Genomic DNA, 15,857 nt, shown 5'->3' with positions numbered 1-15,857 from the left:
GGCCATGCGAAGCTAGCTTGTGCTGGCTCCAACCAACTGTGACTCGACCCACCGCACGATCTCGGACCCGGCCTCGTTGAAGGCCGCGTCCAAGCCGAGCTTGTAAGCCTCGTTTCCGCTGCCGGACACGGGTGCCATCGCACTGAATACCTTCGACGACCGGACTGTACCGTTCCGGTCGTTCAGCACCTTCACGAACAGCTCGACCTGTGCCGCCCGCTGCCCGTTCACGCGGACGCTGAAGGTACGGATCTCGGTGACGATCTGATAGTCGATGGCCAGCCTCTGGCCGGGAAGCCCAACCCCCTTGAAGGCTTGCGACTCCTGGAAGGACTCCGCCAGCTTGGACTGCACGATCCGGGGCAGCCGGTCGGACCACTGCGCTCCTTTGAGGAACTGGATATCGCCCGGGCCGCTCTCAATCACGATGTTCTGCCCGTCGAGCGACTTGAGAGCTGCGGGCTCGGCGATGAGTATTTGGGTGCTGCTGCGGGTGCGCGCGATCGGCACTTCGGGAGCCGAAAGCTCGAACGTGTCTAGCGGGGCCGGGCCGCCGCCGGGGAGCAGCGCGCAGCCACCGATTGCGGTCGCCAACAGCAGGATCGCAGATGACGCGGTAAGGTACTTCAAGGAGTTCGCTACCCGCTAAAGGCGAATCGATCGAATAAGCAGGCGATTCCCCCGCCATTACGGTTTCTTGCGGCGTGGTGCCGCACAAGTCAACGCCTGGCCCGTCCGTCGTACTGGCGGACGGTTCCCTCTCCACCAGTGATTATCCGCTGCGGGTTGCGCTCCAGGTCGGTAATGGCCTGCTCGATACGTGTGATGGACGTTCGTGCGTCGCGGATGAGGCCCTCGGCATCCTTGAGGCCCTGCCCAGAGAACCGCGACAGGTTTTCCATGACGGTGCCAAGCCTCGAGTTCAACGTGTCGGCGACCTGACGGAAGGACTTCAGGGTTTCATTTGCGTTCGCGACCAAACTTCCCGTCTGGTCGGAGCCCAGCATCTTGTCCACCTTGACCAGTATGCCGTCGACCCGGACCGAGGCCGCGTTCAGCCGCTGCATCAACTGAGATGCGTCGCTCACCATCTGGTCGATGTCTCCCGAGCGGTTCCCGAACTTCTGGGTCACCTTGGCGACATCGGCAGCGGCGGCATTGGCGGATCGGCTGGCCTGCTCGATGTTCGAAAGCGCGGTACGGACCTTGTCGGGATCGACGCTGTCCAGCACGCCGTTGACCTTCCCAAGCGTCTGCTCGGTGTTCTTGGCGAACTCGTTGATGGAAGCGACCGTCTCCCGGACCTCGCGGATCGTGTCGTCGAACTGGTCGCTGGTCTTCGAGAGGTCGGTCGTGAATTTCTCGACATTCGCTATGACCGTCTCGACCTTCTTCGGATCGACGGCCTTCAGGATGTTCTCGGCGCTGTCCAGCGTGGTCTCGAGCTTGCCGGATACGCCGGCGATCTCCTGTGAAAGCTTGGAGACGCTCTCCAAGAACCTGTCGACGCCATCGGCATTTCGGGCGAGAGCCTGCGAGAAGGTCTGGGCATTGCGTATGGTCTCGGTCAGGGGTGTCCGCGCATCGCTGGCGAAGCCCTGCAACTCCGTGAGCACCGTGTCGGCCTTCTCGAAAATGTCCTGCGCGCGCTGCAGCAGGTTGGTGACCGCGGATGGTTCCGCCTCGATCTCCGCGACGGTTCCGTTGGCTTCGGCCTCGTCGAGCAGGTTCGGCTCCTGTACCTCCGAGCCCTTGATCTCGATGTTCGCCTGTCCGGTGAGCGTGGCGATGCCGATCGTCGCCGTCGTGGAGCGGGTGATCGGGGTGAGCCGGTCGATCTGTGTGTCTGCGATCGCCACGGTGGGATTGGTGACGTCGATATAGACGCGCTGCACATCGCCGACCCTGACGCCATTGAACAGCACAAAGCTGCCGCGCCCCAGCCCGGCGGCCGAACCCGGGATGCGCACGCGCAGCATCGCCGTTTCACCGCGCTCGCCGATGGCCGCCGTCCAGTACACGAAGCCAAAGCCGGCGAGGATGGCGACCAGCGTGAAAATGCCGACGATGACGTAGTTGGCTCTGGTTTCCATCAGTATCGCGCTTCTATGTCCGTGCGGAAAGGTCGAGCTGGCGGGCGCGCTTGCCGCGAAAATACGACTTCACCCAGGGCTCCTCGCTGGCCAGCATGTCCTGGATCGTCCCCTCGACAAGGACCTTCTTGTTGCCGAGAACGGCGACGCGGTCGCAGACGGAGAACAGGCTGTCGAGATCGTGCGTCACCATATAGACCGTCAGGCCCATAGTGTCCCGCAACTTGCCGACGAGTTCGTCGAAATCGGCCGCGCCGATGGGGTCCAGGCCCGATGTCGGCTCGTCGAGGAAGACGATATCCGGATCGAGCGCCAGCGCGCGCGCAAGCGCCGCGCGCTTGATCATGCCGCCGGAGAGTTCGGACGGGAATTTTGTTCCCGCATCGGGCGGCAGACCGACAAGTTCCAGCTTGAGTCGAGCAAGTTCATTCATCAGCGATTGCGAGAGGTCGAGATATTCGCGCATTGGCACCTGGATGTTCTCCAGCACCGTCAGCGCCGAAAACAGCGCGCCGTGCTGGAACAGCACGCCCATGCGCATGTCGATCGCCGTCCGCTCCTGCTCCGTCGCCTTGTCGACGTCGATCCCGAAGATCTCGATTCTGCCGGCGCGCTTCTTGTTGAGGCCGAGCACCGTCCTCAGCAGCACCGACTTGCCGGCGCCGGAAGCGCCGACAAAGCCCAGGATCTCGCCCCTGCGGATGTCGAGATCGAGATTGTCCAGAACGATACGGTCACCGAACCCCACTGTGACGCCCCTGACGGCCAGGACGATTTCGGCATCCGTTTCCAGGGGAGCAGGTCGTTGGGCAGTGATCAGATCAGGCACGGTCATTTCAGAACCCGATCTGCGCGAAGAAGATGGCGAACATCCCGTCGAGAATGATGACGACGAAAATCGACTTCACCACCGAAGCCGTGACGTGGAGGCCCAGAGACTCGGCACTGCCGCCCACCTTCAAGCCTTCCAGGGACGAGATGACGCCGATCACGATGGCCATGAAGGGCGCCTTGATAAGACCGGCGAGAATGGTGCCGGTGTCGATCGCCACGTGCAGCCTGTCGATGAAGCTGGCGGGAGATATGCCCGAGTAGGTCCAACTGATGAAAATGGCGCCGGCGAGTGCTGCGAAATCCGAGAGTATGGTCAGACATGGAAGAGCGATCAGAAGCGCCAACAGTCGCGGAAAGACAAGAACGCCGATCGGATTCAGCCCGATCACCTTCAGCGCATCGACTTCCTCGCGCATCTTCATCGAGCCGATTTCGGCCGTGATGGCGCTTCCGGAGCGACCGGCGATCATGATCGCGGTCAACAGCACGCCGAGTTCGCGCAGGACCAGGATGCCGACCAGGTCCACGACGAAGATCTCGGCTCCGAAGAAGCGCAACTGAAATGCGCCCTGCTGCGCGACGATCGCGCCGACGATCGTCGACATCAGGGTGATGACCGGGATGGCGCCGACGCCCATCCGGTCGATCTGATGGAAGATCGCCGCCAAGTTGATGGAATGGCCGCGCCCGAGCTTCATCTGCCCGCCGCGCAACGTTGCACCCAGAATGTGCATGGCGCCGAGGAAATCCTGGAAGCCGGCATAGACGAGCCGCCCGAGTCCCTCCAGCGCGCGGATAACGAAGTTCGGGCGACGCTCCGGCTCCGGCGGCTTCGCCCGCTCCGCAGCTTCCTGGATCGCGGAAAGCAGCACCTCCATCGATGCACTCTGGCCCTGGATGTAGACCTTTCGGCCACTTGCCGAGGCGCGCTGGACAAGACGGTCGACCAGCCAGGCGCCGGCGGTATCCATCCGCTCGATTCCGGAAAGGTCGAGCACGATCGGCCCGTCGGGTTCGCCGCCCAGGCGGTTCATCGACGCATCGACCTCCGCGACGTTGCGCGTCGTCCATGCCCCTGAAAGGCGCAGGATCAGCCGTCCCTCCTCTTCGACCTCCTCGATGGCAGGGCGGGAGGGAGCATTGCCTTGATCTCTTTGGAGATTGGTCAACATTGCCGAAGTATTAGCCGCCGAATCGGGACGTGTCACTTTGGGCGTCCCTTCTAACGCCCGCTGCGGAGCAGAAAAGCATGACCCGTGTCCTTTTAGCCCAACCCGAGAGCTTCCCTATCGCCGGCTCCTTCACGATTTCGCGCGGTTCAAAAACCGAAGCCGAGGTGATCTGCTGTACCATTGTCGAAAATGGCACCGCCGGCCGCGGCGAATGCGTACCATACCGGCGGTACGGCGAGACGATCGCTTCCGTGCTTGCCGCGATCGAGGAAAGACGTGCGGACATCGAGCGCGGCATCACACGGGAGGAACTGATCGAGGCCATGCCGGCCGGTGCCGCGCGAAACGCGCTCGACTGCGCCCTGTGGGACCTTGAGGCAAAGAGGAGCGGCAGGACGGTGGCGCAGATGCTTGCGATTGCCCGACCCGAGCCGATCACCACTGCATTCACCCTGTCGCTCGACACGCCGGAAAAGATGGCGGCTCAGGCGCGCGCCAATTCCGACCGGCCGCTTCTCAAGGTGAAGATCGGAGGCCAAGGGGACGTCGAACGCGTGCAGGCCGTCGTCGAAGCGGCTCCGCGAAGCCGGATCATCCTCGACGCCAATGAGGGCTGGACCGAAGCGGATCTCGCCGAGAACCTGGAGATGGCCGCCCGCCTCGGCGTCTCACTGGTCGAGCAGCCGCTTGCCGCGGGCCAGGACGAGGCTCTGCGGGGGATCTCTCGTCCCGTGTCCGTTTGCGCCGATGAAAGCGTTCATACCGCGGACCATCTCGAGCGCCTCGTCGGGCTCTACGACGCAGTGAACATCAAACTGGACAAAGCCGGCGGGCTGACGGCGGCGCTGCAGCTCAAGACGCGGGCACGCGAACTCGGCTTCGGCATCATGGTGGGTTGCATGGTGGGGACATCGCTCGGCATGGCGCCCGCCGTCCTGCTCGCGCAGGATGCCGACTTCGTCGATCTGGACGGGCCGCTGCTGCTCGCGCGTGACCGTGAGCCCGGGCTGATCTACGCAGGCTCGCTCGTCTCGCCGCCCTCGTCCGATCTTTGGGGGTAATCGGCCCCGAGCCTACACCGGCGGCAGGTCGCCGCGCGCCCATCCTGCGGTGATCAACGCCGCGCGCTCGGCGAAATTCCCGGCTTCGATCGCATCCCGGATCTGCTGCATGAGGCTCTGGTAGTAGGCCAGGTTGTTCCAGGTAAGCAGCATGGCGGCGAGCGCCTCCTGGCTGCGCACGAGGTGATGCAGATAGGCCCGCGAATAATCGCGCGAGGCGGGGCAGTCGCTTTCCTCATCTAGCGGACGCGGATCGTCGGCATGGCGCGCATTGCGCAGGTTGATCTTGCCCCTGCGCGTGTAGGCAAGCCCGTGGCGACCGGCTCGGGTCGGCATCACGCAGTCGAACATGTCGACGCCGCGCGCAACCGACTTCAAAATGTCGTCGGGCGTGCCGACGCCCATGAGATAGCGGGGCTTGTCGGCCGGCAGTTCTGGGCAGGTGATGTCCAGCATGTCGAGCATCACGGGCTGGGGCTCCCCTACCGCCAGCCCGCCGATCGCATAGCCCTTGAGATCCATCTGCCGCAACGCCTTCGCAGAGGCGATGCGGAGAGCGGCGATGTCGCCTCCCTGCACGATGCCGAACATCGCCTTGCCCGGCTGATCGCCGAAGGCGGTCTTGCAACGCTCCGCCCAGCGTAGCGAAAGCTCCATCGCGCGCTCGATCTCGCTCGGCTTTGCCGGCAGAGCGGTGCATTCGTCGAGTTGCATCTGGATGTCGGAATCGAGCAGCCCCTGGATCTCGATCGAGCGCTCCGGCGTCATCTCGTAGGGCGAGCCGTCGATATGCGAGCGGAAGGTGACACCTCGCTCGTCGAGCTTGCGCAGCTTGGCGAGCGACATGACCTGGAACCCGCCGGAGTCGGTGAGGATCGGGTGCGGCCATCGGGCGAAATGATGCAGTCCTCCCAGCCGCGCGACCCGCTCCGCGCCGGGCCGCAACATCAGGTGGTAGGTGTTGCCGAGGATGATGTCCGACCCCAGCGCCCGCACCTGGTCCATGTACATGGCCTTTACCGTGCCGCCGGTGCCCACCGGCATGAAGGCCGGCGTGCGGATCGTCCCACGCGGCATCGAGATCTCGCCACGACGGGCAAGGCCGTCAGTGGCGAGCACCTGGAAGCCAAAATTCTCCACCACGGGAGCCCCAGTGGCCAATCGGCGCACGCCGCCGAGATCGTCATTCATTTGGTTCGTTCCGGAACAGCAGGCTGGCATCGCCGTAGGAGTAGAAGCGATAGCCGGTCGAGATGGCATGGGCATAGGCGTCGCGCATCGTCTCCAGCCCAGAGAAGGCGGAAACCAGCATGAAAAGCGTCGAGCGCGGCAGGTGGAAGTTGGTCGTAAGCACGTCCACTGCGCGGAAGCGATAGCCGGGCGTGATGAAGATCGAGGTCTCGCCGGCCCAGGGCTGAAGGGTTCCGTCCTCGTCGGCTGCGCTCTCCAGCAGGCGCAGCGAAGTGGTGCCGACCGCCACGATGCGCCCTCCCCGCGCCCGAACCTTGTTCAGGGCTTCGGCCGTTTGGTTAGAGACGACACCGATCTCCGCGTGCATCTTGTGGTCCGTCGTGTCCTCGGCCTTGACCGGCAGGAAGGTGCCGGCCCCGACATGAAGGGTCACGAAATGTCGTTCGATGCCTTTGATATCAAGCGCCGCGAAAAGATCCTGAGTGAAATGCAGGCCGGCAGTGGGGGCCGCAACCGCGCCCTCCTCGCGGGCATACACGGTCTGGTAGTCCACGCGGTCCCGCTCGTCGTCGGCGCGCTTGGAAGCGATGTAGGGCGGCAGCGGGATATGGCCGACGGCATGCAGCGCCTCGTCGAGGAAGGCCCCCGAAAGATCGAAGGCCAGCAGCGCTTCCCCAGCCTCCCGCTTCTCGACGACTGTCGCGTCCAGGGTACCGAGATAGCAGGCGGAACCGTCATGCCCGAACCTGATGCGGTCGCCTTCGGCCACGCGCTTGGCCGGACGGAGAAAGGCCAGCCAGCGGTCCGGCGCCACCCGCATGTGCAGCGTGGCATCCACGTGGGACAGGTTCTCGCCGCGCCTGCGCAAGCCCCGGAGTTGGGCCGGGATGACTTTCGTGTCGTTGAAGACGAGCGCGTCGCCCGGGCGGAGCAGGTCCGGCAGGTCCTGTACCGTCCTGTCCTGCAGCGCCTCCCCGGGCCGAACGACAAGCAGGCGCGCGCTGTCGCGCGGCTCTACCGGGCGCAGCGCGATCCTGTCTTCCGGCAGGTCGAAGTCGAAGAGATCGACACGCATCAGGTGAACCGGACGAGAAGTGCGCCGGCCATCAGCAGCACAGCACCAGCTACTCGGCCAAGCGAAATCTCGCGGATCGCCATGCCGAGGAAGCCGATGCGGTCGAGCATCATGCCGGCAAGCAACTGCCCTGCCACCAAGAACGCCATCAGGGCGGCGGCTCCGATGCGCGGGGTCAGGATGGTCGACAAGGTCACATAGAAGCCGCCGAGCACGCCCCCGGCCACGAACAGCCAGGGGGCCGGCGCCTTCCAGTCGAGCGCAACGCCGTCAAGGCGAGTCACCGCGAGCGAGATAGCGCCGAGCACCACGGCGCCCGACAGGAAGGAGAAGGCCGCGGCCGCCACCGGAAGGCCGAGGCCGCGCGCAAGCTGCGAATTGATCGGGGCCTGCACGGCAATGAAGGCGCCCGACAAGATGCCGAGCAGCGACCAGACAAGCCCCATCATCGTCCCGAGCTACCTGCCTTACTGAACGTCCGCCGCAACTTTGAGGGAGACGATCTTGTCGGGATCCTGCACGGGCTCGCCGCGCTTGATCTTGTCGACATTCTCCATGCCCTCGATCACCTGGCCCCACACCGTGTACTGGCGGTTGAGGAAGCTGGCGTCCTCGAAGCAGATGAAGAACTGCGAGTTCGCCGAGTTCGGGTTCTGGGCGCGTGCCATCGAGCAGGTGCCGCGGCCGTGGTTCATGTTGGAGAACTCGGCCTTGAGGTCCGGCTTGTCGGAGCCGCCCATGCCGGCGCGCGAGGGATTGAACTCCGGCTTTGAGGAGTTGCCGAACTTCACGTCGCCGGTCTGCGCCATGAAGCCGTCGATGACGCGATGGAACACCACCCCGTCATAGGCGCCCTCGCGTGCAAGCTCCTTGATGCGCGCGACATGGTTCGGGGCGAGGTCGGGGAAGAGTTCGATGACCACCCTGCCCTTCGTCGTCTCCATGATCAGCGCCTGCTCGCGATCCTTGATCTCGGCCATTGTTCTTTCCTCTTCGGGTTTTTGTCCGCGCCGCCGCGGCGGCTGTGGGACGCTTGCGATTGCCGTTACTGGTCCGAGCCGATGCGGACCTTCACCATGCGATCCGGATCGGTGACAAGCCCGTTCTGATCGGGATTGCCCTTCTTGATGGTGTCGACGTGCTCCATTCCGCCCTCGACATTGCCGACGATGGTGTACTGCCCGTTCAGGCCGGGATTGGGCGCGAACATGATGAAGAACTGCGAGTTGGCGGAATCGGGGTCCTGCGCGCGCGCCATCCCAACGGTGCCGCGGACATACGGTTCGCTCGAGAACTCGGCCGGCAGATCCGGCTTTTTCGAGCCGCCGGTTCCGGCCTTCGCCGGATCGAAGCCGCTCGCCATGTTACCGAACTGAACGTCGCCGGTCTGGGCCATAAAGCCCTCGATCACGCGGTGAAAGGCGACATTGTCGTAGGCGCCCTCGCGTACCAGCGCCTTGATCTGCTCGACATGCTTCGGTGCGAGGTCGGGGCGGAGCGCTATCGTCACGTCTCCGTCCTTCAGCGTGACGATCATCGTGTTCTCGGGCTCGGCGGCCCAGGCGGGCAAGGCGGCCGAAAGCACACCCAGCATGGCCAGGGAGCAGGCAAGCTTCTTGATCTGCATGAAGTGAAATCTCCTCTTCGGGCTTACTTCGCGAACCTCTTCTCCAGTGCGGCAGCAGCCACTTCCGGTACGAAGGGACGTATGTTGCCGCCCATCGACGCAATCTGCCGCACCAATGTGGCGGTGATCGTTCTGACCGACGGGCTGGCCGGGAGAAACACGGTCTGGAGTTCCGGCGCCATGGTTCCGTTCATGCCCGCCATCTGCATCTCGTAGTCGAGATCGGTGCCGTCACGCAGTCCGCGGATCATGATCGAGGCCCCTAGCCTGCGCGCCGCGTCGATCACCAGGCCGTCGAACGAAACCACGCGGATGCGAGCGGCATCCGCGCCGAACTCGGAGCGGCTCGCGGCCTCGATCATCTCCAGCCGTTGCTCGAATGAAAAGAGCGGAGTCTTGGCCGGATGAATGCCGATTGCCGCATAGATGATGTCCGCAACGGCAAGCGACGCCTTGATGACATCGAGATGCCCGTTGGTCAGCGGGTCGAACGAGCCGGCATAGATCGCGATGCGTTGCGTCATGGCGGCGCTTCTAACGGCAGGACCGGCCAAAGGCAATTCGGCTGGCACTCTGCGGCCGATTTATCACCCTGGTTTGAAGCTGTTAACCACGACTCGAGCCCCGACCGCGCGTGAACGAACGGTTCATCACCTTGGCGTCAAGTGAGGACCGTCGATTGAAACCAAAGACAAAGTACGGCGTTAGCGGCACAGGAGACACTACCATGATCATCTACATGCTCGCCGCCGCAATGACGATCGCAATGCTCATCGGCACCGCATTCGGACTTCATGAGGAAGCACAGCGGGTGAAGTCGCCAGTCCGCAAACAGGAAAAGCGCGGCTTCGGACTCCACTGATCTTGGTTACTGCGGCGCCGTTCCTTTCCGCGCCGCACGCGAGCCGAATTGACGGGTTTCCTATTTGACGCGCAAGAGCAAGGCCTGGGTACAACTACGAGCGGCGATAACGAACAACCTACAAACGGGGTGATCTACTGTCGCCCTCTCGCCTGAGTAAGGCTATCTCCGTGCAGTCACCACGAGGCCGATCACGGGCTCTGCATTCTCGGTCCTCAGTTTCTCTCTAGGGGAGGAAACGACTTCGAAGCCGGCCTCCTCCAGGCAGCGGCGGACATAGGCTTCGCTGTGCGTATAGCGGCCATTCACCGCGAGTTGGAAATCCTCGGCGGAATTGTCCAGCGGCTCCACGGTGAACACGAGAACGCCGCCGGGCCGCAGCGCCGAGGCGGCCGCAGCGGAAAACTGCTCCAGCCGGCCGAAATAGCAAAGCGTGTCGGCAGAGGCGACGATATCGTAGGTTCGCGGACGTGACTGCAGGAAGTCCGTCAACTCACCGCACTCCAGCCGGTCGTAGATCCCCATCTTCTGCGCCTTGGCGATCATGCCCTTCGAAAGATCCACACCGTCGAGGACAGAAGCGTAGGGCTTCAGGTATTTGGCGCATTTTCCAGTGCCGCAGCCGGCATCCAGGATGACCAGGTCCCTCGCCACGCCTTGCGCGGCAGCCATCGCCAAGCCCACGATTTCCGGAGCGCGGTATTCAAGGCTGTCCAGCTTGGCGTCGAAAGAGTTGGCGAACTGGTCGAAGAGTTTTCGCACATAGACGTCCGATGCGCGATCGGGAACGTTCTCGCCCGTCATCGAGGCGCGCATGTGCTGGGCCTGTGCATCGTCGGGATTGGCGTCCGCCCACTTCCTCACGAAGTCGATCGCAAGGTCCTTGAGGCCAGCGAACCAGTAAGCCAGGGCGAGGAAATGAGCGGGCACCGCCTTGTCGGGCAGATGCACGGTGGCCTTCCAGAAGTAGTCGATCGCCTCGCGCGCCCGGCCGCTGTCGAGCAGGATCGAGGCAAGGTTCTGGTGCGCCACCCCGAATTCCGGATTGACGTCGATCGCCTTGCGAAGGAGCTTTTCTGCGAACTCCGGATTGCCGGCATACTTCATGATCGAGGCCAGGTTGCAGTAGGGATCCGCCAGGTTCGGGTCGATCTCGATCGCCTTCTCGTAGGCGTCCACCGCAGCGTGGATGTTTCCAGCCTCGACATAGGCGTTGCCGAGATTGTTCCGAATCCCAGCGTGCCGGGGAGCGCTTTCCGCAGCATGCTTCAGCGTCTCTATGCTCGCGTCGGGACCCTCGAGGTGGAAGTGTACGACGCCGAGATAATTCCAGGCGTCGGCATGGTCGGGAACATTCTCGACGATGTCCCCAAGGATTTCGGCTGCGGCCTTCAGTTCCCGTTTGCGGATGAGGCCGAGTGCCATCTCGATCGCCTGGTCGACGCTCAGGACCTCGGCACCATCCTCGTCCACTTCCGCAACCGGGTGGTCCATGGCGCGCCTCCCTGGCCAGCACTACCGCCGACCGCATCACGCAACGGTAGGCGGCTCATGTAACAAGCGCAATGCGACCGTCGCACGGTGCGTAACACATGGGTCGGCAATGCCGAAAATGATCGCTGGGCTCGGGCAGACTACTGGGTGTCCAGCACTTTCTCCATGTCGACGAGGACCCAACCTTCCCGTTTGGGGTTGGGGCGACGGTTGGTCTCGCGGTAGCCCAGAGATTCATAGAGCGCGATGTTCTTCTCCATCCGCTCGTTCGTGCAGAGGCGGAGCACGTCGATGCCCGCCCGCGAGGCCAGTTCCTCGGCGAAACCCAGCAGCCGCGCCCCGAGCCCCTGGCCCTGCCGCTCCGTCGCCACGGCGACGCTGAAGATCCAGAGATGGTCTGGATGGGTCTCAACGACCAGCACGCCGGCCAGTCGCCGCTCTTGCTCGGCCAGCCACACCTCGCCCTTCAGGATACGCGGGACGTAGTCCTCGGTGACCGGCAGAGGCGGCGCACCCAAAAACCGCGTCCAGCCGGCATATGCTCTTCCGGTGAATTCGGCGACCGCTCTTTCGTCGGCAAGGCTCGCCTGCCTGAAACGGAAGAGCGGCATTTTCCGCTTACTCTTCTGCTGCCGGCTGCTCGGCCTCAGGTGCCGCCAGTGGCTCGGCCTCAGGCAAGTCGCCTTCGGTCTGCGGTTCGGAGATCCGCTCGACCGAGACCACCTTCTCGCCGTCGGCGGTACGGAAGACCCTGACGCCCTTGGTCGCGCGGCTGGCAATGCGGATGCCTTCCACCGGCACACGGATCACCTGGCCGCCATCGGAGACGAGCATGAGTTGGTCCTTCTCCTCGACCGGGAAGGCGGCGACGAGTTCGCCGATCTCATTGGTCTTCGAGGTGTCGGTGGCGCGGATGCCCTTGCCGCCACGGCCTGAGGTGCGGAAGTCGTAGGAGGACGACCGCTTCCCATATCCGCACTCGCTCATCGTCAGCACGAACTGCTCGTGGGCGCGCAGGTACTGGTAGCGCTCCTCGGAAAGCTCCGCCTCCTCGACGACGTCCTCATTGGTGAGCGCGATGTCCTCGTCCTCGCCATCTGCCGTCGAGCGCCGCTCTGCGACGGATCGCTTGAGATAGGTCGCCCGTTCGGCCGGCGTGGCGTCGACGTGCTCCAGGATCGTCATAGAGATGGCACGGTCGTTTTCGCCGAGGGCCATTCCACGCACGCCCGTCGAGTTGCGACCCGCAAAGACCCGGACATCGCCGACAGAGAAGCGAATGCACTGGCCGGAATCCGCTGTCAGCAGCACGTCATCGTTCTCGGTGCATGTTTCGACGGCGAGGATCTCGTCGCCTTCTTCATCGAGCTTCATGGCGATCTTGCCGTTGCGCTTCACGTCGACGAAGTCCGACAGCTTGTTGCGGCGCACCGTGCCACGTGTGGTGGCGAACATAACGTCGAGATTGCCCCAGCTTTCCTCGTCCTCCGGCAAGGGCAGGATCGCGGTGATGCGATCGCCGCTCTCGATCGGCAGCATGTTGATCAGCGCCTTGCCGCGCGACTGCGGATTGCCGATCGGCAACCTCCAGACCTTCTCCTTGTAGACGATGCCACGCGAGGAGAAGAACAGGATCGGCGTGTGGGTATTTGCGACGAACAGGCGGGTAACGAAATCCTCGTCCTTGGTTGCCATGCCCGAACGACCCTTGCCGCCCCGGTTCTGCGCCCGGTAGGTGGAAAGCGGAACGCGCTTGATGTAGCCGGCGTGGGTCACGGTGACGACCATGTCCTCGCGCTGGATGAGGTCCTCATCATCCATGTCGGCGCCGCCTTCGGCCAATTCCGTACGGCGAGGCGTGCCGAACTCCTCGCGCACGGCGGCAAGCTCGTCCTTGACGATCTGCTGGATGCGCGCCCGCGAGGAGAGTATGTCGAGGTAATCGGTGATCTCGGCACCGATCTTGTTCAGTTCGTCGGCGATCTCGTCACGACCGAGCGCGGTCAGGCGCTGCAGGCGCAGGTCGAGGATCGCGCGGGCCTGCTCTTCCGAAAGGTTGTAGGTGCCGTCCTCGTTGATCCGGTGACGCGGGTCGTCGATCAGCCGGATCAGCGCTTCGACGTCGGCCGCCGGCCAGCGCCGCGTCATCAACTGCTCGCGCGCCGTGCTCGGGTCCGGCGCATTGCGGATCAGCCGGATCACTTCGTCGATATTAGCGACGGCAATGGCAAGGCCGACCAGCACATGGGCGCGTTCGCGAGCCTTGCGCAGCAGGAACTTCGTACGGCGGCTGATCACCTCCTCGCGGAACGCGACGAAGGCGCGCAGCATGTCGAGGAGAGTCATCACCTCCGGCTTGCCGCCGTTAAGCGCCACCACGTTGGCACCGAACGAGGTCTGCAGCGGAGTGAACCTGTAGAGCTGATTGAGGATCACATCTGCGTTGGCGTCCTTCTTCAGATCGATGGCCACACGGTAGCCCTGGCGGTCGCTCTCGTCGCGGATGTCGGCGATCCCCTCGACCCGCTTCTCGCGGACGAGTTCAGCCATCTTCTCGATCATCGCCGCCTTGTTCACCTGGTAGGGTATCTCGGTGACGATGATCGACTCGCGATCGCCGCGGGTCTGCTCGATATGCACCTTGCCGCGCATGACGATGGAGCCGCGGCCCGTCGAATAGGCCGAATGGATGCCGGACCGCCCAAGCACGATGCCGCCGGTCGGGAAATCCGGGCCGGGAATGATCTCCATCAACTCCGGCAGATCGATGGCCGGATTATCGATCAGCGCAATGCAGCCGTTGACGACTTCGCCAAGGTTGTGCGGCGGAATGTTGGTGGCCATGCCGACGGCGATGCCGCCCGACCCGTTGACGAGAAGGTTCGGATAGCGTGCCGGCAGGACGCGCGGCTCCCTCTCCGAGCCGTCATAGTTGTCCTGGAAATCGACGGTGTCCTTGTCGATGTCCTCGAGCAACTCGTGGGCGAGTTTGGTGAGGCGCGACTCGGTGTAGCGCATCGCCGCGGGCGGATCGTTGTCGATCGAGCCGAAATTGCCCTGCCCATCGACGAGCGGGGCGCGCATCGACCAGTCCTGCGCCATGCGCACCATGGCGTCGTAGATCGCCGCGTCGCCGTGCGGGTGATACTTACCCATGACGTCGCCGACGATGCGCGACGACTTCACGTATTTGCGGTTCCAGTGATAACCGCTCTCATGCATCGCGTAGAGGATGCGGCGGTGGACCGGCTTCAGGCCGTCGCGCACATCCGGCAGCGCGCGGCTCACGATCACGCTCATCGCGTAGTCGAGATAGGAGCGCTGCATCTCCTCGATGATGGAAACCGGCTCTATGCCGGAGGGGCCGTCTGGGCCACGCGGGACGGTCTGGTCAGTCAAAGTCGATCACGAGATAGGGGAATCACTTGCTCCTTATATAGGAGGAACCAGCAATATTCCAAATCGCGCGGGTACTTTCCTGCGCCCTTTTTTGTCGAATTATCAGGAGCTTGCGGGAGCGACGAAAAGTCCTTTGGAAAACTGGGCGGCAACATCGTCTTCGTGGCATCGAAGCCCCCTCAAAAAAGGACGGAACAATAGCAGGGCTGGAACGGCGAAGCGCTTGCGGCTAGCGTGCCGCCGCAAGGGGGAGCCGTTCATGCTCAGCTATGAAATCGTCTTCAACGCCTTCGTCACCCTGCTCGTGACGATCGACCCTCCCGGGCTGGCGCCCATCTTCCTGGCGGTGACGCGGGGCATGACCCGCGAGGAGCGCCGTCAAGTCTCGGTACGCGCAAGCGTCATCGGCTTCCTCGTGCTGGCCCTCTTCGCGATCGCCGGCACCGTGATCCTTGCGGTGTTCGGGATCACCTTGCCAGCGTTCCGGGTCGCCGGAGGCTTTCTGTTGTTCTTCATTGCCTTCGAGATGGTTTTCGAAAGGCGCAATGATCGGAAAGAGAAGATCTCGGACGTGGCGGTGCGGCGCGACCATATCCACAACATCGCCGCCTTTCCGCTGGCCATCCCGCTCATCGCCGGGCCTGGCGCCATCTCCGCCACGGTCCTGCTCTCCGGCGCCTTCAACGGCTTCACAGGCCAGGCGGCGCTCGTCGGAATCATCTTCGTCTGCCTGGTGCTGACCTATGTCGTTTTCCTGCTCGCCGACCGGATCGACAACGTGCTTGGCCAGACTGGGCGCTCTATCCTGACGCGCCTGCTCGGCGTGATCCTCGCCGCACTGGCCGTGCAGTTCGTAGCCGACGGCATCAAAGCTCTAATCTCGGCTCCAGGCGCGACGGGTTGACTTCACTCAGGACTCGGCGACAATCAAGCCATGAAGTCGGCTCTGAAAATCGCTGGCGTTTGCCCATTCCGGGTGTGTCCCATCGCGGGATGACAGCCCCCGGCTCGGTTGTCGCGTCCGAGTTCAGGGGTTTAAGGACATCTGA

Annotated in this window: 16 protein-coding genes; 3 read left to right on the top strand and 13 right to left on the bottom strand. The window is 63.5% G+C overall.

Features of this window, described 5'->3' with window-relative positions:
* Window positions 1-12: 12 nt before the first annotated feature.
* The 4 genes from HUI96_RS00305 to HUI96_RS00290 all read right to left on the bottom strand — a co-directional run bounded on the left by HUI96_RS00305 (window position 13) and on the right by HUI96_RS00290 (window position 4,099).
* Window positions 13-630: an ABC-type transport auxiliary lipoprotein family protein gene (locus tag HUI96_RS00305; protein ID WP_188252639.1), complete on the bottom strand. Its 618-nt coding sequence runs from the start codon at window positions 628-630 to the stop codon at window positions 13-15.
* Window positions 631-719: 89 nt separating this feature from the next.
* Window positions 720-2,093, bottom strand: coding sequence for an MlaD family protein (locus HUI96_RS00300; protein ID WP_188252638.1), 1,374 nt, complete (start codon window positions 2,091-2,093; stop codon window positions 720-722).
* 13 nt (window positions 2,094-2,106) lie between these two features.
* Window positions 2,107-2,928, bottom strand: a complete 822-nt coding sequence (locus HUI96_RS00295) for an ABC transporter ATP-binding protein (protein WP_188252637.1) — start codon at window positions 2,926-2,928, stop codon at window positions 2,107-2,109.
* A 1-nt stretch (window position 2,929) separates the two neighbouring features.
* Window positions 2,930-4,099, bottom strand: a complete 1,170-nt coding sequence (locus HUI96_RS00290; RefSeq protein ID WP_188253155.1) for an ABC transporter permease — start codon at window positions 4,097-4,099, stop codon at window positions 2,930-2,932.
* A 77-nt stretch (window positions 4,100-4,176) separates the two neighbouring features.
* On the opposite strand from HUI96_RS00290, the gene dgcA reads away from it, so the two are divergent.
* A complete protein-coding gene (gene dgcA, locus HUI96_RS00285) occupies window positions 4,177-5,160 on the top strand; it encodes an N-acetyl-D-Glu racemase DgcA (RefSeq protein WP_188252636.1) in 984 nt (327 codons plus the stop codon).
* Between the two features lie 12 nt (window positions 5,161-5,172).
* Here dgcA and tgt read toward each other — a convergent pair whose 3' ends face one another.
* From tgt to coaD, 6 genes are all read right to left on the bottom strand, one after another.
* Window positions 5,173-6,351 (bottom strand): tRNA guanosine(34) transglycosylase Tgt, encoded by a 1,179-nt coding sequence (gene tgt, locus HUI96_RS00280; RefSeq protein ID WP_210319979.1) that lies wholly within the window; start codon window positions 6,349-6,351, stop codon window positions 5,173-5,175.
* Window positions 6,344-7,426, bottom strand: coding sequence for a tRNA preQ1(34) S-adenosylmethionine ribosyltransferase-isomerase QueA (gene queA, locus HUI96_RS00275; protein WP_188252635.1), 1,083 nt, complete (start codon window positions 7,424-7,426; stop codon window positions 6,344-6,346). The genes tgt and queA overlap by 8 nt, the downstream gene beginning before the upstream one ends.
* On the bottom strand, window positions 7,426-7,875 hold the full coding sequence (locus HUI96_RS00270; RefSeq protein ID WP_188252634.1) for a DMT family transporter: 450 nt from the start codon (window positions 7,873-7,875) through the stop codon (window positions 7,426-7,428). Before HUI96_RS00270 ends, queA begins: the two co-directional genes overlap by 1 nt.
* 18 nt (window positions 7,876-7,893) lie before the next feature.
* The gene (locus HUI96_RS00265; protein ID WP_188252633.1) at window positions 7,894-8,406 is read right to left on the bottom strand and encodes a peptidylprolyl isomerase; all 513 of its coding nucleotides are present in this window, start codon (window positions 8,404-8,406) and stop codon (window positions 7,894-7,896) included.
* A gap of 65 nt (window positions 8,407-8,471) precedes the next feature.
* Complete coding sequence (locus tag HUI96_RS00260) at window positions 8,472-9,053, bottom strand: peptidylprolyl isomerase (RefSeq protein WP_188252632.1); 582 nt, start codon at window positions 9,051-9,053, stop codon at window positions 8,472-8,474.
* A 23-nt stretch (window positions 9,054-9,076) separates the two neighbouring features.
* Window positions 9,077-9,577 carry a pantetheine-phosphate adenylyltransferase gene (gene coaD / locus HUI96_RS00255; protein WP_188252631.1) on the bottom strand — a complete coding sequence of 167 codons (501 nt, stop codon included), beginning with the start codon at window positions 9,575-9,577 and terminating at the stop codon, window positions 9,077-9,079.
* 203 nt (window positions 9,578-9,780) lie between these two features.
* Here coaD and HUI96_RS29795 point away from each other — a divergent pair, with 203 nt between their 5' ends.
* Window positions 9,781-9,915 carry a hypothetical protein gene (locus HUI96_RS29795; protein ID WP_273032179.1) on the top strand — a complete coding sequence of 45 codons (135 nt, stop codon included), beginning with the start codon at window positions 9,781-9,783 and terminating at the stop codon, window positions 9,913-9,915.
* A 162-nt stretch (window positions 9,916-10,077) separates the two neighbouring features.
* Here the strand turns inward: HUI96_RS29795 and HUI96_RS00250 are convergent, their stop codons facing one another.
* From HUI96_RS00250 to gyrA, 3 genes are all read right to left on the bottom strand, one after another.
* The gene (locus HUI96_RS00250; RefSeq protein ID WP_188252630.1) at window positions 10,078-11,409 is read right to left on the bottom strand and encodes a tetratricopeptide repeat protein; all 1,332 of its coding nucleotides are present in this window, start codon (window positions 11,407-11,409) and stop codon (window positions 10,078-10,080) included.
* A gap of 140 nt (window positions 11,410-11,549) precedes the next feature.
* The gene (locus HUI96_RS00245; RefSeq protein ID WP_188252629.1) at window positions 11,550-12,020 is read right to left on the bottom strand and encodes a GNAT family N-acetyltransferase; all 471 of its coding nucleotides are present in this window, start codon (window positions 12,018-12,020) and stop codon (window positions 11,550-11,552) included.
* Window positions 12,021-12,027: 7 nt separating this feature from the next.
* Window positions 12,028-14,808 (bottom strand): DNA gyrase subunit A, encoded by a 2,781-nt coding sequence (gyrA, locus tag HUI96_RS00240; protein ID WP_188252628.1) that lies wholly within the window; start codon window positions 14,806-14,808, stop codon window positions 12,028-12,030.
* A gap of 259 nt (window positions 14,809-15,067) precedes the next feature.
* Here gyrA and HUI96_RS00235 point away from each other — a divergent pair, with 259 nt between their 5' ends.
* On the top strand, window positions 15,068-15,712 hold the full coding sequence (locus HUI96_RS00235; protein WP_188252627.1) for a MarC family protein: 645 nt from the start codon (window positions 15,068-15,070) through the stop codon (window positions 15,710-15,712).
* Window positions 15,713-15,857: the final 145 nt, after the last annotated feature.

Source organism: Pseudaminobacter soli (ex Zhang et al. 2022) (genome assembly GCF_014595955.1).
Taxonomy (GTDB): Bacteria; Pseudomonadota; Alphaproteobacteria; order Rhizobiales; family Rhizobiaceae; genus Kumtagia; species Kumtagia pseudosoli.
Note: the sequence above shows the minus strand (reverse complement) of the source record. Positions and strands in the feature narration are given on the sequence as shown.